Source organism: Mesorhizobium sp. C416B (genome assembly GCF_030323165.1).
GTDB lineage: Bacteria > Pseudomonadota > Alphaproteobacteria > Rhizobiales > Rhizobiaceae > Mesorhizobium.
The window spans coordinates 5,003,711-5,023,001 of sequence record NZ_CP100471.1 but is presented as its reverse complement, the minus strand read 5'-3'; the positions used below and the strand labels follow the sequence as shown (position 1 = coordinate 5,023,001).

At 63.3% G+C, this 19,291-nt stretch carries 16 protein-coding genes and 1 pseudogene; 10 read left to right on the top strand and 7 right to left on the bottom strand.

The annotated features are described in order from the left end of the window. Positions 1 to 3 precede the first annotated feature (3 nt). The 10 genes and pseudogenes from NLY43_RS24540 (at position 4) to NLY43_RS24495 (ending at position 11,676) form a co-directional block, all read left to right on the top strand. On the top strand, positions 4 to 1,515 hold the full coding sequence (locus NLY43_RS24540) for an aldehyde dehydrogenase family protein (RefSeq protein WP_023710929.1): 1,512 nt from the start codon (positions 4 to 6) through the stop codon (positions 1,513 to 1,515). 58 nt (positions 1,516 to 1,573) lie between these two features. Further along, on the top strand, positions 1,574 to 2,827 hold the full coding sequence (locus tag NLY43_RS24535) for an ABC transporter substrate-binding protein (protein ID WP_027049809.1): 1,254 nt from the start codon (positions 1,574 to 1,576) through the stop codon (positions 2,825 to 2,827). A gap of 254 nt (positions 2,828 to 3,081) precedes the next feature. Next, entirely contained in the window at positions 3,082 to 4,032 is a 951-nt protein-coding gene (locus tag NLY43_RS24530; RefSeq protein ID WP_023671182.1) for a carbohydrate ABC transporter permease, read from the top strand. Beyond that, complete coding sequence (locus tag NLY43_RS24525) at positions 4,029 to 4,988, top strand: carbohydrate ABC transporter permease (RefSeq protein WP_023710928.1); 960 nt, start codon at positions 4,029 to 4,031, stop codon at positions 4,986 to 4,988. Before NLY43_RS24530 ends, NLY43_RS24525 begins: the two co-directional genes overlap by 4 nt. Before the next feature lie 20 nt (positions 4,989 to 5,008). Further along, entirely contained in the window at positions 5,009 to 6,124 is a 1,116-nt protein-coding gene (locus NLY43_RS24520) for an ABC transporter ATP-binding protein (RefSeq protein ID WP_023671180.1), read from the top strand. Positions 6,125 to 6,129: 5 nt separating this feature from the next. Beyond that, positions 6,130 to 7,632, top strand: a complete 1,503-nt coding sequence (locus NLY43_RS24515) for a GMC oxidoreductase (RefSeq protein ID WP_023710927.1) — start codon at positions 6,130 to 6,132, stop codon at positions 7,630 to 7,632. After that, on the top strand, positions 7,629 to 8,390 hold the full coding sequence (locus tag NLY43_RS24510; RefSeq protein ID WP_023710926.1) for a 3-ketoacyl-ACP reductase: 762 nt from the start codon (positions 7,629 to 7,631) through the stop codon (positions 8,388 to 8,390). The genes NLY43_RS24515 and NLY43_RS24510 overlap by 4 nt, the downstream gene beginning before the upstream one ends. 12 nt (positions 8,391 to 8,402) lie before the next feature. Beyond that, positions 8,403 to 10,031 (top strand): GMC family oxidoreductase, encoded by a 1,629-nt coding sequence (locus NLY43_RS24505; protein WP_023710925.1) that lies wholly within the window; start codon positions 8,403 to 8,405, stop codon positions 10,029 to 10,031. A 20-nt stretch (positions 10,032 to 10,051) separates the two neighbouring features. Next, positions 10,052 to 10,369 carry a Dabb family protein gene (locus NLY43_RS24500; protein ID WP_023710924.1) on the top strand — a complete coding sequence of 106 codons (318 nt, stop codon included), beginning with the start codon at positions 10,052 to 10,054 and terminating at the stop codon, positions 10,367 to 10,369. A gap of 55 nt (positions 10,370 to 10,424) precedes the next feature. Further along, positions 10,425 to 11,676, top strand: a pseudogene (locus NLY43_RS24495) (MFS transporter). Positions 11,677 to 11,688: 12 nt separating this feature from the next. Here the strand turns inward: NLY43_RS24495 and NLY43_RS24490 are convergent. The 7 genes from NLY43_RS24490 to NLY43_RS24460 form a co-directional block, all read right to left on the bottom strand. After that, on the bottom strand, positions 11,689 to 12,534 hold the full coding sequence (locus NLY43_RS24490) for an EamA family transporter (RefSeq protein WP_023710923.1): 846 nt from the start codon (positions 12,532 to 12,534) through the stop codon (positions 11,689 to 11,691). Between the two features lie 7 nt (positions 12,535 to 12,541). Beyond that, a complete protein-coding gene (locus NLY43_RS24485) occupies positions 12,542 to 13,450 on the bottom strand; it encodes an endonuclease/exonuclease/phosphatase family protein (RefSeq protein ID WP_023710922.1) in 909 nt (302 codons plus the stop codon). A gap of 88 nt (positions 13,451 to 13,538) precedes the next feature. Continuing rightward, positions 13,539 to 15,092, bottom strand: a complete 1,554-nt coding sequence (locus NLY43_RS24480) for a cation:proton antiporter (protein ID WP_023695635.1) — start codon at positions 15,090 to 15,092, stop codon at positions 13,539 to 13,541. 149 nt (positions 15,093 to 15,241) lie between these two features. Beyond that, positions 15,242 to 16,306, bottom strand: coding sequence for an ABC transporter ATP-binding protein (locus NLY43_RS24475; protein ID WP_023686439.1), 1,065 nt, complete (start codon positions 16,304 to 16,306; stop codon positions 15,242 to 15,244). A gap of 30 nt (positions 16,307 to 16,336) precedes the next feature. Next, positions 16,337 to 17,128 (bottom strand): ABC transporter permease, encoded by a 792-nt coding sequence (locus NLY43_RS24470; protein ID WP_023671171.1) that lies wholly within the window; start codon positions 17,126 to 17,128, stop codon positions 16,337 to 16,339. Continuing rightward, the gene (locus tag NLY43_RS24465; RefSeq protein WP_023671170.1) at positions 17,125 to 18,039 is read right to left on the bottom strand and encodes an ABC transporter permease; all 915 of its coding nucleotides are present in this window, start codon (positions 18,037 to 18,039) and stop codon (positions 17,125 to 17,127) included. The genes NLY43_RS24470 and NLY43_RS24465 overlap by 4 nt, the downstream gene beginning before the upstream one ends. A gap of 63 nt (positions 18,040 to 18,102) precedes the next feature. Continuing rightward, on the bottom strand, positions 18,103 to 19,209 hold the full coding sequence (locus tag NLY43_RS24460; RefSeq protein ID WP_023671169.1) for an ABC transporter substrate-binding protein: 1,107 nt from the start codon (positions 19,207 to 19,209) through the stop codon (positions 18,103 to 18,105). Positions 19,210 to 19,291 lie beyond the last annotated feature (82 nt).

Below are 19,291 nucleotides of genomic sequence, written 5' to 3'. Positions count from 1 at the left end.
ATGATGAACGCACCGCTCAACATTTCCATACCGGCCGAGGCGTCCAAGGCGCCGAAGGCTTACAAGCTCCTGATCGACGGCAAGCATGTCGATGCCCGTGACGGCCGCACGATTGCGCGCAACAGCCCCGGCCATGGCTTCACCGTTTCGCGCTATGCGCAGGCCGGCGAGGCCGAGGTGGAGGCGGCCATGCAGGCCGCGCACAAGGCATTCGAGACCGGCCCGTGGCCGCGCACGAAGGCGGCCGAGCGCGCAGCCATCCTGCTCAAGACGGCCGACCTGATCGAGGCCCAGCTCGAAGACATCGCCCGACTCGATGCGCTGGAATCCGGCAAGCCGATCGCCCAGGCGCGCGGCGAGATCGGCGGCGCCATCGACATCTGGCGCTATGCCGCCTCGCTCGCCCGCACGCTGCACGGCGAAAGCTACGCCAATCTCGGCGACGCCATGCTGGGCGTCGTCCTGCGCGAGCCGATCGGCGTCGTCTCGATCATCACCCCGTGGAATTTCCCGTTCCTGATCGTCAGCCAGAAATTGCCCTTCGCGCTCGCCGCCGGCTGCACCGCGGTGGTTAAGCCGAGCGAAATGACCTCGGCCTCGACCTTCGTGCTCGGCGACATCCTGATGCAGGCCGGCCTGCCCGCGGGCGTCGTCAACATCCTGGCCGGCCTCGGCGCCGATGTCGGGGGGCCGATGGTCAGCCATCCGCTGGTCGAGATGGTGTCGTTCACCGGCTCTACCCGCGTCGGCAAGATGACCATGGCTTCCGCCGCGCAGTCGCTGAAGAAAGTCTCGATGGAGCTCGGCGGCAAGAACGGCCAGATCGTCTTCCCCGATGCCGATCTCGAGGCGGCCGCTGACGCAGCAGTGTTCGGCGGCTTCTTCAACGCCGGCGAATGCTGCAATGCCGGCAGCCGGCTGATCGTGCATGAAGCCATCGCCGACGATTTCCTCGCCACCGTCAAGGCGCTCACCGCCATGGTAACGGTCGGCGACCCACTCGACGACCGAACCAAGGTTGGCGCGATGATATCAGCCGACCATCTGACCAAGGTCGCGGGTTACGTCGCGGTGGCAGCAAAAGACGGCAGCAATGTCTATTGCGGTGGCGGCCAGCTGGCGTCCAATGCCGGCCAGTATCTCGATCCGACCATCATCCGCGGCGTTACCGAAGACATGGCTATTGCGCGCGAGGAAGTGTTCGGCCCGGTGCTCTCCGTCCTGACTTTTGGATCGATTGAAAAGGCGTTGCACATCGCCAACAACACGCCCTATGGTCTGTCTGCAGGGGTGTGGAGCGCCAGCATCGACACTTGTATGTCGGTGGCGCGTGGTGTGCGTTCGGGGACCGTTTGGGTGAACACATTCATGGAAGGCTTTCCCGAGTTGCCATTCGGGGGCTACAAGCAGTCCGGCATCGGACGCGAACTCGGCAAACGCGCTGTCGAGGATTATACCGAGGAAAAGACAATCCAGTTTCATCGCGGCCAGCGCACCGGTTGGTGGGTCGGCTGAGTTTGGAAGAACCCGGTGGGCTTCCACCGGTCGTGTAATGCAACAAGGGAGGTAGTACATGTTGCGCAAACTGCTTATCGGAACGGCTCTTGCGACGGCCTTTGCTTTCTCGGCCCATGCCGAGGACGTCAAGGAAGTGCAGATGCTGCATTGGTGGACGTCGGGCGGCGAAGCGGCTGCTCTCAACGTCCTCAAGGGCGACCTTGCCAAGGAAGGCTATGCCTGGAAGGACGTGCCGGTGGCCGGTGGTGGCGGCGACGCCGCCATGACTGCGCTGAAGGCGATGGTCGCGGCCGGAAATTACCCGACCGCGTCGCAGATGCTCGGCTACACCGTGCTCGATTATGCGGCGGCCGGCGTCATGGGCGACCTGACCGAGACGGCGAAGAAGGAAGGCTGGGACAAGTCGGTTCCGGCAGCCCTGCAGAAGTTCTCCGTCTACGACGGCAAGTGGGTCGCTGCTCCAGTCAACGTCCACTCCGTCAACTGGCTGTGGATCAACAAGGCGGTGATGGACAAGATCGGCGGCACCGAGCCAAAGACCTTCGACGACTTCGTCGCCCTGCTCGACAAAGCCAAGGCGGCTGGCGTCATTCCGCTCGCCCTTGGCGGCCAGAACTGGCAGGAAGCCACCATGTTCGACTCGGTTGTGCTGTCGACCGGCGGACCTGAGTTCTACAAGAAGGCCTTCAACGACCTCGACGACGAGTCCCTCAAGTCGGACACGATGAAGAAGTCGTTCGACAACCTCGCCAAGCTCGTCACCTATGTCGACCCGAACTTCTCGGGCCGCGACTGGAACCTTGCCACCGCCATGGTCATCAAGGGCGATGCCCTGGTGCAGGTGATGGGTGACTGGGCCAAGGGCGAGTTCAACGCCGCCAAGAAAACGCCGGGCACCGACTTCCTGTGCTATCGCTTCCCGGGCACGGAAGGCTCGGTGGTCTACAACTCCGACATGTTCGGCATGTTCAACGTTCCGGACGACCGCAAGGCCGCCCAGGTCGCGTTGGCCACCGCCACCCTGTCGAAGAGCTTCCAGTCGGCCTTCAACGTCGTCAAGGGTTCGGTTCCCGCCCGTACCGACGTTCCCGACACCGACTTCGACGCGTGCGGCAAGAAGGGCATCGCCGACCTGAAGGCTGCCAACGAAGGCGGCACACTGTTCGGCTCGCTTGCCCAGGGCTATGGCGCGCCTCCGGCGGTCGCCAATGCCTACAAGGACGTCGTTTCGAAGTTCGTTCACGGTCAGATCAAGACCTCGGACGAAGCCGTGACCGAACTGGTCAAGGCAATCGACGACGCCAAGTAAGCGCTGGCCAGAAACACACCTTCCCCGCTTCGGCGGGGAAGGTGTCACCTAAGGATTGGCCAGCTGGCGCAATTCCAGGAAAGTGTGAGCGGTTTTCCGGCCGGAATTGCGTAAAAGAAAGAGTTAGAGAGGTTCGCCGTTTCCGTGAAACGGTGAAAACGCTCTTGAACACCATGCCGACCAGAGACCCGTATGCACGGGGCCGCCTTGCCTCCTGACGGCAGAGCACGGACGACCCGAACGGGAGGAGCCTCATGAGCAGTGTAGCGACGACCCAGATCAAGCTGACACCCGAGCGGTCTCGCCCCTCCGTGCGCGCGCGACTGCAGGACGCGCTGCCGAAGATCGTGCTGGCGCCGAGCTTCGCCATCACCATCGTCTTCGTCTATGGCTTCATCCTGTGGACAGTCTATCTGTCCTTCACCAATTCCAAGACCTTCCCGTCCTATGTCATTACCGGACCACGCGCGTATCTACGGCTGTGGGGCTGGACGTTCGACTCCGACCCGCCATCGAGCTGGTACACGTCGATCGTCAATATGGGCATTTTTGGCTTTCTCTACATCGCCATCTGCCTGGCGCTCGGCCTGTTCCTGGCCATCCTGCTCGACCAGAAGATTCGCGGCGAAGGCGTGTTGCGGCCGATCTATCTCTACCCGATGGCGCTGTCCTTCATCGTCACCGGCGTCGCCTGGAAATGGTTCCTCGACCCCGGCCTCGGTCTTGAGCAGACCCTGCATCAGTGGGGCTGGACGAGCTTCCATTTCGACTGGATCAAGAACAAGGATTTCGTCATCTACACGGTGGTCATTGCCGGCGTCTGGCAGGCCTCCGGCTTCATCATGGCGATGTTCCTGGCCGGCCTGCGCGGCATCGACGGCGAGATCATGAAGGCGGCGCAGATCGACGGTGCCACCACCTTCCAGCTCTATCGCCGCATCGTCATTCCGCTGCTGCGGCCAATCTTCCTGTCGGCCTTCATCGTGCTCGCCCACCTCGCCATCAAGTCGTACGATCTGGTGGTGGCGCTGACCAGCGGCGGCCCCGGTGGCTCGGCCTGGCTGCCGTCCAACTTCATGTATGAGTACACGTTCAAGCGCAACGAAATGGCTGTCGGCTCGGCCAGTGCCGTGATCATGCTGATGACCATCGTTGCCATCATCGTGCCTTATCTCTATTCGGAACTCAGGGAGAAGCCGCGATGAGCGCTGTCGCCGCCCCTGCCCGCCCCGCTGCTTCCCAAAAGGCCTCCGGCGGCATGAGCACCAAGACCCTCAACCGCATCGTCATCTACGGGCTTCTGGCGCTGTTTGCGCTGTTTTATCTGATGCCCCTGTTCGTCATGCTGGTGACCTCGTTCAAGACCATGGACGAGATCCAGAACGGCAACATGCTGGCGTTGCCCACGGCGCCGACCTTCGACCCGTGGCTGAAGGCCTGGGGCGAGACCTGCGTCGGCCTCACCTGCGCCGGCATCAAGGGCTATTTCTGGAACTCGATCAAGATGGTGGTTCCAGCCGTACTGATCTCGACCATGCTCGGCGCGCTCAACGGCTACGTCTTGACCAAATGGCGTTTTCGCGGCGCCACGCTGGTGTTCGGGCTGATGCTGTTTGCCTGCTTCATTCCGTTCCAGTCGGTGCTGCTGCCGATGGCGACCATCCTCGGCAGCCTGGGACGTTTCGGCGTGAAGCTGCAGAATGCGACGGGTACGAGTTTCGGTCTCGGCAATCCGACGGTCAACCTGGTCTTCGTCCATGTCGTCTACGGCATCGGCTTCACCACACTGTTTTTCCGCAACTATTACGAGGCATTCCCGAACGAGCTGATCAAGGCCGCACAGGTCGACGGCGCCTCCTTCTTCCAGATCTTCCGCCGCATCATGCTGCCGAACTCGATGCCGATCTTCGTCGTCACCGTCATCTACCAGTTCACCAACATCTGGAACGACTTCCTGTTCGCTTCGGCTTACGCCGGCACAGGCGACTCCATGCCGATGACGGTGGCGCTCAACAACGTCGTCAACACCTCGACCGGCGTCGTCGAATACAACGTCAACATGGCGGCCGCGATGATCGCGGCTCTGCCCACCCTGATCGTCTATGTCGTCGCCGGCCGCTATTTCGTGCGCGGGCTGATGGCTGGCGCGGTCAAGGGCTGATCAATTCGGAAGGAACGACCATGGCTTTTCTGGAAATTGATGGGCTGAAGAAGCGCTTCGGGAATGTCGAGATCCTGAAGGGCATCGATGTCGAGCTCGAAAAGGGCGGCTTCCTGGTGCTGGTCGGCCCGTCCGGCTGCGGCAAGTCCACCTTGCTCAACACGATTGCCGGCCTGGAGCAGATCACCGAGGGCGAAATCCGCGTCGACGGCCGCGCCATCAACGATCTGCACCCATCCAAGCGCGACATCGCCATGGTGTTCCAGAGCTATGCGCTCTATCCGAACATGACGGTGGCCGGAAACATCTCCTTCGGCATGGAGATGCGCGGCGTGCCGGCCGACGAACGCCAAAAGGCGATCGACAAGGTGGCCAAGGTCCTGCAGATCGGCCACCTCCTGCAGCGCAAGCCGAGCCAGCTTTCCGGCGGCCAGCGCCAGCGCGTCGCCATGGGCCGGGCGCTGGTGCGCGACCCCAAGCTGTTCCTGTTCGACGAGCCTTTGTCCAACCTCGACGCCAAATTGCGCGTTGACATGCGCATCGAGATCAAGCGCCTGCATGCCACCACCGGCACAACCATCGTCTACGTCACCCACGACCAGATCGAGGCGATGACGCTGGCTACCAAGATCGCCGTCATGCGCGACGGCGAGGTGCAGCAGTTCGGCACCCCGGCCGAGATCTACAACAACCCGACCAATTTGTTCGTCGCCGACTTCATGGGTTCGCCGGCGATGAACCTGATCCCGGCGACCATTGCCACGTCGGGCAATGCGCTGTCCGTCGTGTTGGAGCGCGAGGCGCGCGAGCCGATCACGCTGCCGATGGCCAACGCGCCGGCGGGTCTTTCGGCATTCCAGGGCAAGCCGATCATCTTCGGCGTGCGCCCGGAAGCGCTGACCGATCCGGAAGGTGCGGAACGCAACGCCTCCAACATTGCCACTGCCGACCTGCACATCGAAGTGGTCGAGCCGGCAGGGTCCGACACGTTCGCGGTGACCAACCTCGGCGGCAAGGGCGTGGTGGCGCGGTTGCGGGCCGACGCCAACATCCAGCCGGGCACCAGCACGCCGCTCGCCTTCAACCTGACCAAGGCCGTGTTCTTCGATCCGGCGACCGAACACCGCATCCGCTGATCGAGATGGTCAGCCCCGATATCGTCATCATCGGCTCCGGCATCGGCGGCGCTACGATCGCTTCCGGCCTGGCCGGCAGCGGCGCCTCGGTCCTGATGCTGGAGCGCGGCGAGCCCTTGCCGGCAACGCCGCATGCCCGCGACACGCGCTCGATCTTCGTCGATGGCCACTACCGTCCGAAGGAGATGTGGCGGGAGCCCGGCGGCGGCGCCTTCAACCCCGGCAATTACTACTATGTCGGCGGCAATTCGAAATTCTACGGCGCGGTGCTGATCCGCTACCGCAAAGAGGATTTCGCCGCCATGGAGCACTTCGGTGGCGTCTCGCCGGCATGGCCGTTTTCCTACGATGAATTCGAGCCCTGGTATTCGAAAGCCGAGCAGCTGTTTCGCGTCCGCGGCTCACTCGGCGAGGACCCGACCGAACCGTTCCACTCGATCCCCTATGCTTTCAAGCCGGTGCCCGACGAAGCGCCGATTGCGCGCGCCCGCGCCGAGCTGAAGGGACTGGGCCTGCACCCCGCCTCGCTGCCGCTCGGCGTCGACATCGACACCTGGCTGAAAGAGGGCAAGACCGGCTGGGACGCATTCCCCAACACCGCCCAGGGCAAGGTTGATGCGCAGACCGGACCGCTGACGGCTGCACTTAAGGACAGCAATATCCGACTCGAAACCGGCTGCCATGTCGAATATCTCGAAGCGTCGTCCGACGGCAAAAGCATCGCTGCCGTTCACTACCGTCAGAATGGCGAGCTGAAGAAAGTCGCGCCGAAGCTGGTTATCCTGTCGGCCGGCGCGGTCAATTCCGCCGTCATCCTGCTGCGCTCGCCTTCATCAGACGGTAAAGGCCTCGCCAACAGCTCCGACCAGGTCGGCCGCAATTTCATGAACCATAATTCGAGCGCCATGCTGGCGATCGATCCGCGCCGCAGGAACGACAGCGTCTACCAGAAGACGCTTATGCTGAATGACTACTATCTCTCCGACGGCAAAGGCGGCAAGCCGCTCGGCAACGTCCAACTGCTCGGCAAGATCGACGGCAACATGTTGAAGGCCAACGTCAAACGCGTGCCGAAATTCGCGCTCGATTACATGGCCGGTCGCGCCGTCGACTGGTATCTGATGTGCGAGGATCTGCCCGATCCGGAAAGCCGCATCATGGTCGATGGCAAGGACATCGTCATGCAATGGCGGCGCTCCAACATGCAGTCGCTGGACGGGCTGACCAGGGTGATGCGTGAGAACTTCCGCGCCTGCGGTTATCCCATCGTGCTGTCGCGTCCCTTCGACAAGCGCACGCCCTCGCACCAGTGCGGCACGGTGAAAATGGGCGATGACCCGGCGACGTCGCCGCTCGACCCCTTCTGCCGCGCCTTCGACCACCCGAACCTGTTCGTCGTCGACGCCAGTTTTCTGCCGAACTCCGCAGCCGTGAATCCGGCGCTGTCGATCGCCGCCCAGGCGCTGCGCGTGGCCGAGCATATTCGCCGAACGGACCTCGCGGCATGACCCGCCCCGCAGCAATCGTCACCGGCGGTGCGCGCGGCATTGGGCTCGCCTGCGCCGAGGCGCTGGCCGGGGACGGCTTCGACATTTTGATCGCCGACCTTGCCGAACAAGCGCCGGACGAACTGGCCGCCAACATCACCGCACGGGGTGCGGAGTTCGCCTATGTCCGTTGTGATATCGCCAACCTCGAGGATCACACGGCCCTCGTCGACGCCGCCATACGTGCCTTCAGCCGCATCGACTGCCTCGTCAACAATGCCGGCATCGGCGCCGTGGTGCGCGGCGATCTGCTGGAGCTGAAGCCCGAGAATTTCGACCGTGCGCTGGACGTCAATCTGCGCGGCACAGTCTTCCTTAGCCAGGCCGTCGCCAAGGCGATGCTGGCGGCTCCCAGCAATCATCCGCGCTCGATCATCACCATCACCTCGGTCAGCGCCGATATGGCCTCGCCGGAACGCGCCGACTACTGCATCTCGAAAGCCGGCCTTTCGATGTGGGTGAAGAACCTGGCGCTACGGCTTGCGCCGGAAAACATCGGCGTGTTCGAACTGCGGCCCGGCATCATTCGCACCGACATGACCGCGAGCGTATCAGCCAAATACGACGCGCTTATCGACAGCGGCCTGGTGCCGGCAAAACGCTGGGGCGAAGCATCGGACATCGGCGCCGTGGTGGCGACGCTTGCCGTCGGCAAGCTCGGCTTTTCCACAGGCTCGATTATCAATGTCGACGGCGCGCTCTCCGTGCCTCGACTGTAGGTGGATAGAGTTATGACCGACTACATCATCGTAGGTGCCGGCCCGGCCGGCTGCGTTCTGGCCAACCGGCTGAGCGAGGATCCAGCGAATTCCGTGCTGCTGCTCGAGGCCGGCGGCAAGGACTGGCACCCCTACATCCACATGCCGGCGGGCTTTGCCAAGATGACCAAGGGCATCGCTTCCTGGGGCTGGTCGACTGTGCCGCAGAGGCACATGCAGGACCGCGTCTTCTGGTATACGCAGGCGAAGGTGGTCGGCGGCGGCTCGTCCATCAATGCCCAGATATACACGCGCGGCAACGCTCGCGACTACGACGCATGGGAGAAGGAAGAGGGCCTCGCGGGCTGGGGCTATCGCGACGTGCTGCCCTATTTCAAGCGCGCCGAGAACAACCAGCGCTTCGCCAACGATTTTCACGGCGACCAGGGGCCGCTCGGCGTGTCGAACCCGATTTCGCCGCTGCCGATTTGCGAGGCCTATTTCCGCGCCGCCCAAGAGATGGGCATCCCCTTCAACCCGGATTTCAACGGCGCTAGCCAGGAAGGCGTCGGCTACTACCAGCTGACCCAGAAGGACGCCCGGCGCTCATCCGCTTCGGTCGCCTATTTGAAGCCCATCCGCGCCCGCAAGAACCTGACGGTCCGAACCGATGTGCTGGTCACCCGCATCGTCGTCGAGAAAGGCCGCGCCATCGGCGTCGAGATCGCCGACAAACCCGGCGGCGAGAAGACCATCATGCGCGCCGAGCGCGAAGTGATCGTCTCGTCCGGCGCCATCGGTTCGCCGAAGCTGTTGATGCAGTCGGGCATCGGCCCGGCTGATCACCTGAAATCGGTCGGCGTGACGCCGGTGCATGATCTGCCCGGTGTCGGCTCCAACATGCAGGACCATCTCGATTTGTTCGTCATCGCCGAATGCACCGGCGACCACACCTATGACAACTACGCCAAGCTGCACCGCACCGCGTGGGCCGGCTTGCAGTATCTGCTGCTGAAGAGAGGGCCGGTCGCCTCCAGCCTGTTCGAGACCGGCGGCTTCTGGTACGCCGATCCGACCGCCGCCTCGCCCGACATCCAGTTCCACCTCGGACTCGGCTCCGGCATCGAGGCCGGCGTCGAGAGGTTGAAGAACCCCGGCGTGACCTTGAACTCGGCCTTCCTGCGCCCGCGCTCGCGCGGCACGGTGCGGCTGAGCAGCGCCGACCCGGCCGACCACCCGCTGATCGATCCCAACTATTGGTCGGACCCTTATGACCGCGCCATGTCGATCAAGGGCCTCAGGCTTGCGCGCGAGATCATGCGGCAGAAGGCGCTTGCACCTTACGTGTTGCGCGAGGTGCTGCCCGGACCATCGCTCGCCAGCGATGACGAGCTGATCGACTATGCCTGCCGCACCGCCAAGACCGACCATCACCCCGTGGGTACCTGCCGCATGGGCCATGACGATATGGCGGTGGTCACACCGGACCTGCGCCTGCGCGGCATCGAGGGCCTGCGCGTCTGCGATGCCTCGGTGATGCCGCGCGTGCCTTCCTCCAACACCAATGCGCCGACCATCATGGTCGGCGAAAAAGGCGCCGACATCATCCTCGGCCGCGAGCCGCTTCCGCCGGCGGTGTTCTCCGGCAATCGGGCCGCATAGCCACTTAGGAGAACGAACCAATGATCAGACACTGCGTCTTCGTACGCTTCCGCAGCGATGTGCCCGCCACCGAGCGCACGGCAATCCACGCCGATCTCGAAGCACTGCGCTCCGTTGTCGACGGCATGGACGCGGTCCACTTCAGCGCCAATGTCAGCCCGGAGCCGTTCGCGCGCGGCTTCAGCCATGCCTTCACCATCGACTTCCGCGATGCCGCCGCCCGCGACGCCTATCTCGTGCATGAAGCGCATCAGCGCGCCGGCGCCCGGATGGTCGCAGCGCTCGAAGGCGGCACCGACGGGCTGATGGTGTTCGATCTCGACATTACGAAAAAGTGACCGCGCTTCTTTCGAAAGCCGGCTGACGCCTGTTCTCTTTTGCGCCCCAAGGAACATATCGTTCCCCGGGGCGCTTAGGAGGAACGTCGTGGCTCTCACCGCGCAACAGAAGAAAACCGTCCTTGCCTCCTTCCTCGGCTGGACGCTCGACGCTTTTGATTTCTTCCTTCTGACGTTCCTGCTCACCGATATCGCAACCGGATTCAACACTGACGTTCCGGCAGTCTCCAAAGCGTTGTTCCTGACGCTGGCGACACGCTTCATCGGCGCCTTCTTCTTCGGCAGGCTGGCCGACAAATATGGGGCGCAAGCCCATTCTGATGCTCAACATCGTCAGCTATTCGGTGATCGGCGCGCTGGCTGCCTTCTCGCCCAATCTCGGCATTTTCCTCGCGCTGCGCGCTCTGTTCGGCATCGCCATGGGCGGCGAATGGGGGCTGGGCAGTTCGCTCGCCATGGAGTCCATTCCGTCCAGTGCCCGCGGCATGGTCTCGGGCATCCTGCAATGCGGCTATCCTACCGGCTACCTTCTGGCGGCCGTGGTTTACGGCGTGCTCTACCAGCAGACGATCGGTGGTTACACGATCGGCTGGCGCGCCATGTTCCTGCTCTCCTTCCTGCCGGCACTGATCGTGCTCTTCATCCGCTCGCATGTGCCGGAATCGCCGGCCTTCGTCGAGGCGCAGAAATCCGTCAGACCTGGCCTTCTTGAAACGCTGCGGAAGCACTGGGGCGTCGCCGTCTATGCGGTCGTGCTGATGATGTTCTTCAATTTCTTCAGCCACGGCACGCAGGACCTCTACCCGACCTTCCTCAAGAAGCAGCATGGCTTCGACCCGCACACGGTGAGCTGGATCACCATCGTCGCCAATATCGGCGCCATCGTCGGCGGGTTGGCGTTCGGCGCACTGTCGGAGAAGATCGGCCGCGTCAACGCGATAACGCTCGCCTGCCTGATTGCCTTGCCCTCGATTCCGCTCTGGGCCTTCAGCTCGACACCGTTCATGCTGGCCATCGGCGCCTTCGTCATGCAGGTCGCGGTGCAGGGCGCCTGGGGCGTCATCCCGGTGCATCTTAACGAGCTGTCGCCCGGCGCCGTGCGGGCAACCTTGCCCGGCTTCATCTACCAGGCCGGCAATCTCGCGGCGTCCTATGGCGGTCCCTACCAGGCCGGCATCGCCGAGGCGTCTGGAGGCAGCTATGGCTACGCGCTGGCGCTGTTTGCCGGCGTGGTCGCCGTCTGCATCATCGTCGTCATCCGCTTCAGTCCGGAACGGCGCGGACAGGCGATGACCGTGCTCGGCTGAAGTATCAGGCTCTCAGCCCAGTCTGAGGGCCACCACACCGGCAACGATGCTGAGCGCGGCGGCGCCGCGCCAGCCTGTCATTTTCTCGCCGAGCGCGAAAACCGAGATCATCATGGCAAACAGGATCGACGTCTCCCGCAACGACGCCACCGAGGCGATCGGCGCCTTGGTCATCGCCCACATGACGATCCAGTAGGCCGCGCCGCTGAGCACGCCGGTGAACAGGCCTGCCTTCCAGTCACGCGCCAGCACGGGCAGCGCCTTGGGCCCGCGAAAGATGAGGCACAGCACCAGCGCCCACGTGGCATCGCAGATGAACAGCCATGCGGCATAGCTCTGCGCCGTCGCCGCCAGCCGCGCGCCGCTGCCGTCGGAGAGCGTGTAGCTGGATATGAAGATCGAAGTGCCGAGCGCAAAGCCGACCGCCCGCACATTGATCCGCTCCAGATGCGCGCCGCCGCGAAACGACATCACCAGCGTGCCGGCCGACAGCAGCAGGATGCCGAGGATGGCGAAAGGCGCCGGCATCTCCTGCACCACGACAACGCCGCCGAGGGCGGTCAAAAGCGGCGCCGTGCCGCGCGCCAGCGGATAGGTCTGGGCGAAATCGCCGGCCTTGTAGGCGCCGATCAGGAAGGTCCGGTAGCCCATGTGAAAGAGCACCGAGGCGATTATAAAGGGCCATACCGCGGCCTTTGGAAACTCGACGAAGGGCAGCACGAACAGTGCGGCAAAACCCATGCCCAGTGTCATCAGCGTGATCGACAGGAAGCGATCGAGATGGACCTTGACCAGCGCGTTCCAGATCGCGTGCATGGCGGCGGCGGCAAGCACCGCGAAGAAGACGAAAAGCGTCATCGAGGGCTCACCGATCTCCTGAGCTCAAAGGCGTTTCGAGATCGATATCGATCCGGACCGGAAAATGGTCTGAAGCGATCTCGCCTATATCGGCACTGACCGAGCGCACACGGTCCGCGAACATACCGCCGACGAAGCAATGGTCGAGCCGGCGTTTTGCCACTTTCCCGTCGATCGTTTTCACATGGGTGTGGAAATCGGCAGCCGGCTCGCTAGCGACGGCAGCGGCATCAACAAAGCCGTCGAGATAAGCTGCCCCGCGATGATAGGGCGTGCTGCCGACGATGCGGCTGTATTCGGCGCTGCCAGGCTCCATGTTGAAATCGCCCATCCAGATCGCAGCTGTCGGGTTCTCCGGCTCGGCCTCGCCGCTGGTCCAGTTGCGCGAAGGCTCATCGTCCGCGCCGCTCCACGGGCCGCCCTCGGACGGCGCGCGGCGATGCTCGGCCAAGAGATAGTCGATCTGCTCCAGCCGCTCCTCCGCCGCGACATGGGCGAGGTGCAGCGACAGGACCCTTACCGGTCCGGCGGGTGTGCGGATCATGCATTCGAGCGCCGCATTGCGGGTGTTGAGCGGCTTGAGCGTGCGGCGCATGGGCAGCGCGTGCAGCCGCGACCAGGCGATCGGCAGCTTCGACAGCAGCATGGTGCCGAACTGGCGGCGGCGGTTGACGACCCGGCCGTCGCGCCGCTCACTGGCGTCCATGTCGAAGGCCGGGCCATAGACCCAGTAATAGCTAGGCAGCAGCTTGGACAGGACCTCCGGCTGGTCGTCCTCATTGGTGCGCTGCCAATGCCGCTCGACCTCCTGCAGCGCGATGATATCGGCGCCGTCGACCAGCTTGGTGCAGCGCGAAAGATCGTAACGGCCATCGCCGCCGAACCCGTACTGGATGTTGTAGCTGACCAGCTTCATTGCTTATCCGGCTCAATTTCGCTTTGGCAGTAGCGGTTCGGCAGATGGGTTGCAATGTACCGGCACGACGGCGGAACTGGGCCAGCGTCTATGATGTGGTCAGCGGCTGGAACCGGCCCGCCGGCGATGCCGCCAGTTCGGCCCAGTCGATCTCTTCCTCCAGCCGGTGGTAGGCTTCGTCGCCGATCGTGCCGTTGCTGCGCAACTCCTCGAGCGTGTCGCGCTGGCGGTTGATGGCATAGAGGCGCAGCCGGTCGTATTCGGTCGCGGCCTGAGCGTCCTCCGGGTTTTCCGCAATCAGGCGCTGCGCTTCATACTGTTCGCGCACGACGGCGGCGGCCGCAGATGTCTTGCGGCTCAGCACGTCCAGTGCTGCCTGCATGATGGCGACGCGCGCTTGCGCCACCTCATTGTCGACGGTTCTATCGGGGTCGAAGTTGATCCAGCGCAGCAGCGGCTTCAGCGTCATGCCTTGCAGCACCAGCGTGCCCAGCACCACCGCGAAGGCGGCAAGCACGATCGGGTCTCGGCCGGGAAAATCGGCCGGCAGCGCAATGGCGACCACCAGCGTCACCAACCCACGCATGCCGCACCAGCCGACAATGACGGCGCCGCCGAACGTCGGCAATTCCCGCCTTGCCTCTTGGCTGCCGAAGCGGGCAAGCCACCGGATGATCGCGACGTAACTCGCCACCCAGACAAGGCGCGCGACGATAACGACGACCAGCACCGTTGCGGCGAAAAGGAATGCTTCGCCTTGCCCGTCGCCGGCCAGCCTGCCAACGATCGTGCGTGCCTGCAGGCCCATCAGCACGAAAGCCAGCACGTTGAGCACGAACACGGCCGACTCCCAGACCGAATAGGTGCTGACGCGGCGTCTCGCCGACGACTGGCGCGGCGCCCTGCGCGCAATGGTCATGGCATAGACGACGATGGTGATGATGGCGGAAAGGCCCAGCCTGTCGGCGATGATCCACACGGCGAAGGTTCCGGCAAACTGCACCACCGTGCTGCTCGCCGCATCCTCGATGCGGCCGAGCGACAGCAGCGAGACGCGGCCAAACAGATAGCCCGCGATCACACTGCCGATCGTTGCCAGCAGGATCACCGGAACGGCGTTGCTGAGCATGATCGTGCCAAGCGCCGCCGAAACCGCCAGCCGGTAGATCAGCAGCGCCGTGGCATCGTTGAGCAGGCTCTCGCCCTGCAGGATGGCGGTAATGCGGTGCGGTACCTTGAACTGGCTGAGCACGGCGGATGCGGCCACCGCATCCGGTGGCGCGACGATGGCGCCGAGCGCGATTGCCGCCGCGATCGGCAGGCCGGCCATCTTCCAGCCGACCAAGGCAACCACCACGGTGGTGAAGACCACGGCGCCTAGCGCCAGCAGCGCGAGCGACAGCCGGTAGCGCTTGAGGTCGCGCAGCGACGTGTCATAGGCGGCGTCGAGAAGCACCGGCGCGATGAACAGGGCAAGCGCCAACTCCGGATCGATCTCGATCGTCGGCGCACCGGGTACGAAGGCAATCGCGACGCCGGCCAGAGCCAGCAGGGACGGATAGGGAATTTCCAGCCGCCGCGACAGCGCCGTCAGCGCGACGGCAGCCAGAAGCAGGATGAGGGTAAGTTCGAATAGCGCCATGGCCCATCGTAACGGCGAAGCGGCATCATGGGCAGTGGCTGGATGGCAAGATGCTGTTGATTATCCAGCACTCGGGGTCCGGCAATGATACGGCCGTTCATCGCGCCAGCTTGAATCGACCGCCTCGGTCGCCCCAGGATGCTGCTTTGCTAGTGCAGCACCAGCATATCGCTCGATGAGAACGATATGTCGGCCTTCTCGCCGACAGCCGGCGGTGGCGTTGCCGGGCTGTTGAAGGTGTCGAGCGACACCGTGTTGCCGCCGATGCCGACGCGAACGCGAATGACCGAGCCGAGGAAGTGCACTTCGGAGATTTCGCCCGACAGGCTTGAATCGCGACCGGGCTGGCGTCCGAGCGAGATCGCCTCGGGACGCAGCGCCAGCGACAGCGTGTCGCCCGACTTCGAGCCGTTGAGCTTGCCCTTGAGCGAGACTTCCTGCGTGTTGACTTGCACCGTGCCGGCCGCGGCGTCAGTGACCTTGCCTTCGAGCACGTTCAGCGTGCCGACGAAGTTGGCGACGAACTTGGTCGCCGGCCGGTTGTAGATCTCGAACGGCGTGCCGACCTGCTCGGCCTTGCCGCCATACATCACCGCGATGCGGTCGGAGATCGACAGCGCCTCTTCCTGGTCATGGGTGACGAAGATGGTGGTGATGCCGAGCTTCTTCTGGATCGAGCGGATTTCCTCGCGCAACGACACACGTACCTTGGCGTCGAGCGCCGACAGCGGCTCGTCGAGCAAAAGCAGCTTCGGCTTCGGCGCGATGGCACGCGCCAGCGCGATGCGCTGCTGCTGGCCGCCGGAGAGCTGGTAGGGATAGCGGTCGGCCATCTGCGGCAGCTTGATGATGTCGAGCATCTCGGCCACGCGTCTGTCGATGTCCGCCTTGGGCATGCCGGCGACCTTCAGGCCAAAGCCGATGTTTTGCGCCACCGTCAGGTTGGGGAACAGCGCATAGGCTTGGAACACCATGCCGACATTGCGCTGGTTGGGCTTTAGCCTCGTGATGTCCTTGCCTGCGACGACGATCTTGCCCGCCGACGGCTCTTCGAAACCGGCGACCATGCGCAGCACGGTGGTCTTGCCGCAACCCGATGGCCCAAGGAAGGATACGAACTCGCCCGGCTCGACATCAAGATTGAAATCTTCGACCACGGTGGTGGCGCCGAAGGATTTTCGCACATGCTGGATGGAGAGGAATGGTTCGGCCATGGCTTTTTCTTTCGATCAGTACTTTGTCGATCAGTTCGGGCGGTTCGCCGATCTCGGCGCGAAACGGGACAGGATCTGGATCAGCGACATACAGCCCCAGGTGATGGCGAAGGCGATGATGGCAAGCGCCGCCGGCTCATAGGCGCGGTTGGCGCCAACGTTTTGCAGATAGGGGCCGAAGGCGGGCCGGTTGAGCAAGCTGGCCATGGTGAATTCGCCAATGACGATGGCGAAGGTAAGGAAGGCGCCCGACAGCACGGCGATCAGCACATTGGGCAGGATCACACGACCAATGATCGTGCCCCAACCGGCGCCAAGGATCTGCGCCGCTTCGGTCAGCGTCCTGACGTCGATGGTGCGCAGTCCGGTATCGACCGCGCGATACATGTAGGGCAGCGCCAGCATTGCATAGCCGATGACCAGCAAGGCATTTGTGCCCATGTCGGTCGCCAGGAACGGCAGCGGCGAATTCGAACCGTACATCCTGATATAGCCGAAGACGATGACGATGGCGGGAATGACCAGCGGCAGCAGCGTGATGAACTCTACGATCGGCCGCAGTTGCGGCAGGCGCAGTCGAATCCAGTAGGCGGCGGGCACCACGATCAACACGCCCAGAATGATGGTGAAGATGGCGGCAAGCACTGAGTAGCCAAAGGTCGCCTGAAAACGAGGGTCGCCAAGCACGATCTGATAGGCGTCGAAGGAATAAGCGCCGCGCCGCATGCGCAAGGAAAATTCCACCGTCGCGATCAGCGGAATGAAGAAATAGGCCGCGCCCAGCCCGAAGACGACCCAGGCCCAGAATTTTCCGGACTTCATTTCAGCCACCTCTCCGAGCGCGTCCGGAACCAAATGTAGAAGACATTGGCCAGCCCGGTGATGACGATCATGCCGAAGGCGATCGCATAGCCGAGATGGGCATTGTGCAGCACGTCACCGCGTATCTGCGCATAGAGCAGGATCGGTACGATGTTGAGTGAAGAGCCGGTCAGCGCATAGGCGGTGGCGATGGCGCCGAAGGCATTGGCGAAGAGCAGGATGACCGTGCCGAGGAAACTCGGCCAGATCACCGGGATGACCACCATGCGCCAGTATTGCGTCTGGGTGGCGCCAAGCGTCGCCGCAGCCTCGCCCCACTCCTTCTTCAAGCCGTCGATCGCCGGCGTGATGATGACCACCATTAGGGGAATCTGGAAATAGACATAGGTCAGCGTCAGGCCCCAGAACGATAGGATGTTGAAGCCGTGCGCATAAATGTTGAGGCCGAACACGGTGTTGAGCAGCACCGTGGCGAGACCGAGGCGTCCGAGCGTGGCGATGAAGGCGAAGGCCAGCGGTACGCCGGCGAAATTGGAAGCCACGCCGGAGAATGTCAGCGTCGCCGAACGTATCCACTCCGGCAGGCCGCCGCGCACGATGGCGATGGCGATGCCGAGACCTGCGAAGGCGCCGATCAGCGACGAGGAAAGGCTGACCTTGAGCGAGATCCAGTAGGCGGCGACAATCGATGGCTGCGCCAGTGCTGCTATGTTTTCGAACGTGAATTCGCCGGCATCGTTCTGGAATGCACCCAGCATCAGATAGAGCGTGGGTAGGATCAGGAACATGATGGCGAAGATGAAGAATGGCGCAACGCCGAGCCATTGCGTCGGCAGTCGCATTGCACGCGCCTCGCTGGGGGGCGCGGTCTTCCCGGCAACTGCGTGATCGGAAAGCGAGATATCTGTCATGCGCCGGCTACCGTCTCCGAGGAACACCGGGCGGCCGCGAGGCCGCCCGGTTGGTTTCAAGCCTTACTTGACGTTGGCGCCGACGACGGCATCCCAGTTCTTGGTGACGGCTTCCTTTGCCTTGCCCTGCTCGTCCAGCGTCGGGAACACCGCGGCAGCGTAAGCCTCGGCCGGCGGCAGCTTGGCCATCACGTCCGCCGGGAGCTTGCCGTTCTTGGCAAGATCGTTGAAGCGGATCGGGTGGCAATAGCCCTTCAGCCAGCCGATCTGGCCTTCGTCGGAGTAGAGATACTCCAGCCAGAGCTTGGCAGCGTTCGGATGCGGTGCGAAAGCACTGATCGCCTGCACATAGACGCCGGCAACGACACCGGTCTTGGGCACGACGACGTCGACGGGCGGATTGCCCTTCAGCGTGTCGCGACCGGCAAGTGCATTGTAATCCCAGGTCACCAGGATCGGCGTCTGGCCTTGTGCCAGGGTCGCCGGTTTGCCGATGACCGGCACGAAATTGCCGGCGGCGTTAAGCTTCTTGAAGAAGTCGAGACCAGCAGTGCCAGCAGCTTCGCCGGCAGCCGCACCACCGGAAATGCCGGCCGCGTAGACGGCCTGGATGGCCTGGTTCGAGGCGCGCGGGTCGCCGGCAAGCGCCACGGTGTTGGCGAATTCCGGCTTCAGCAGGTCAGCCCAGTCAGCAGGCGCTTCCTTGACGAGGTCCTTGTTCACCAGGAAGGATAGCACGCCATAGTAGTCGCCGGTCCAGTAACCATCGGCATCCTTGGCGCTGTCGGGGATCGAGTCCCAGGTCGACACTTTGTAGGGCTGGATCAGGCCGTCAGCCTTGGCGGTCGGGCCGAAGGACAGGCCAACGTCGATGACGTCGGGCGCCTGCGGGCCCTTGTTGTCCTTGTTGGCCTTGATCGCCTCGACCTCGTCGCCGGAGCCGGCATCGGGGTTGAGTTCGTTGATGGTGATCTCAGGATACTTTGCCTTGAAGCCGTCGATGACGGCGCCGTAGCCGCACCAGTCATGCGGCAGCGCGATTGTCGTGAGCTGGCCTTCCTTCTTCGCAGCGGCAACCAGTTCATCCATGGACTGGGCCGACGAGATAGCAGAGGTCGCCATGAGGGCGACGGCCGAAAGGGAAAGCACTTTCCCTGTGAACTTGAACATGTGTTCTCTCCGTTGAACTGGCGTCCTGGACGCCTGCGATGCGGTATCGGTTTCATATGACAGCCAGATGAAAGCTTTTTGA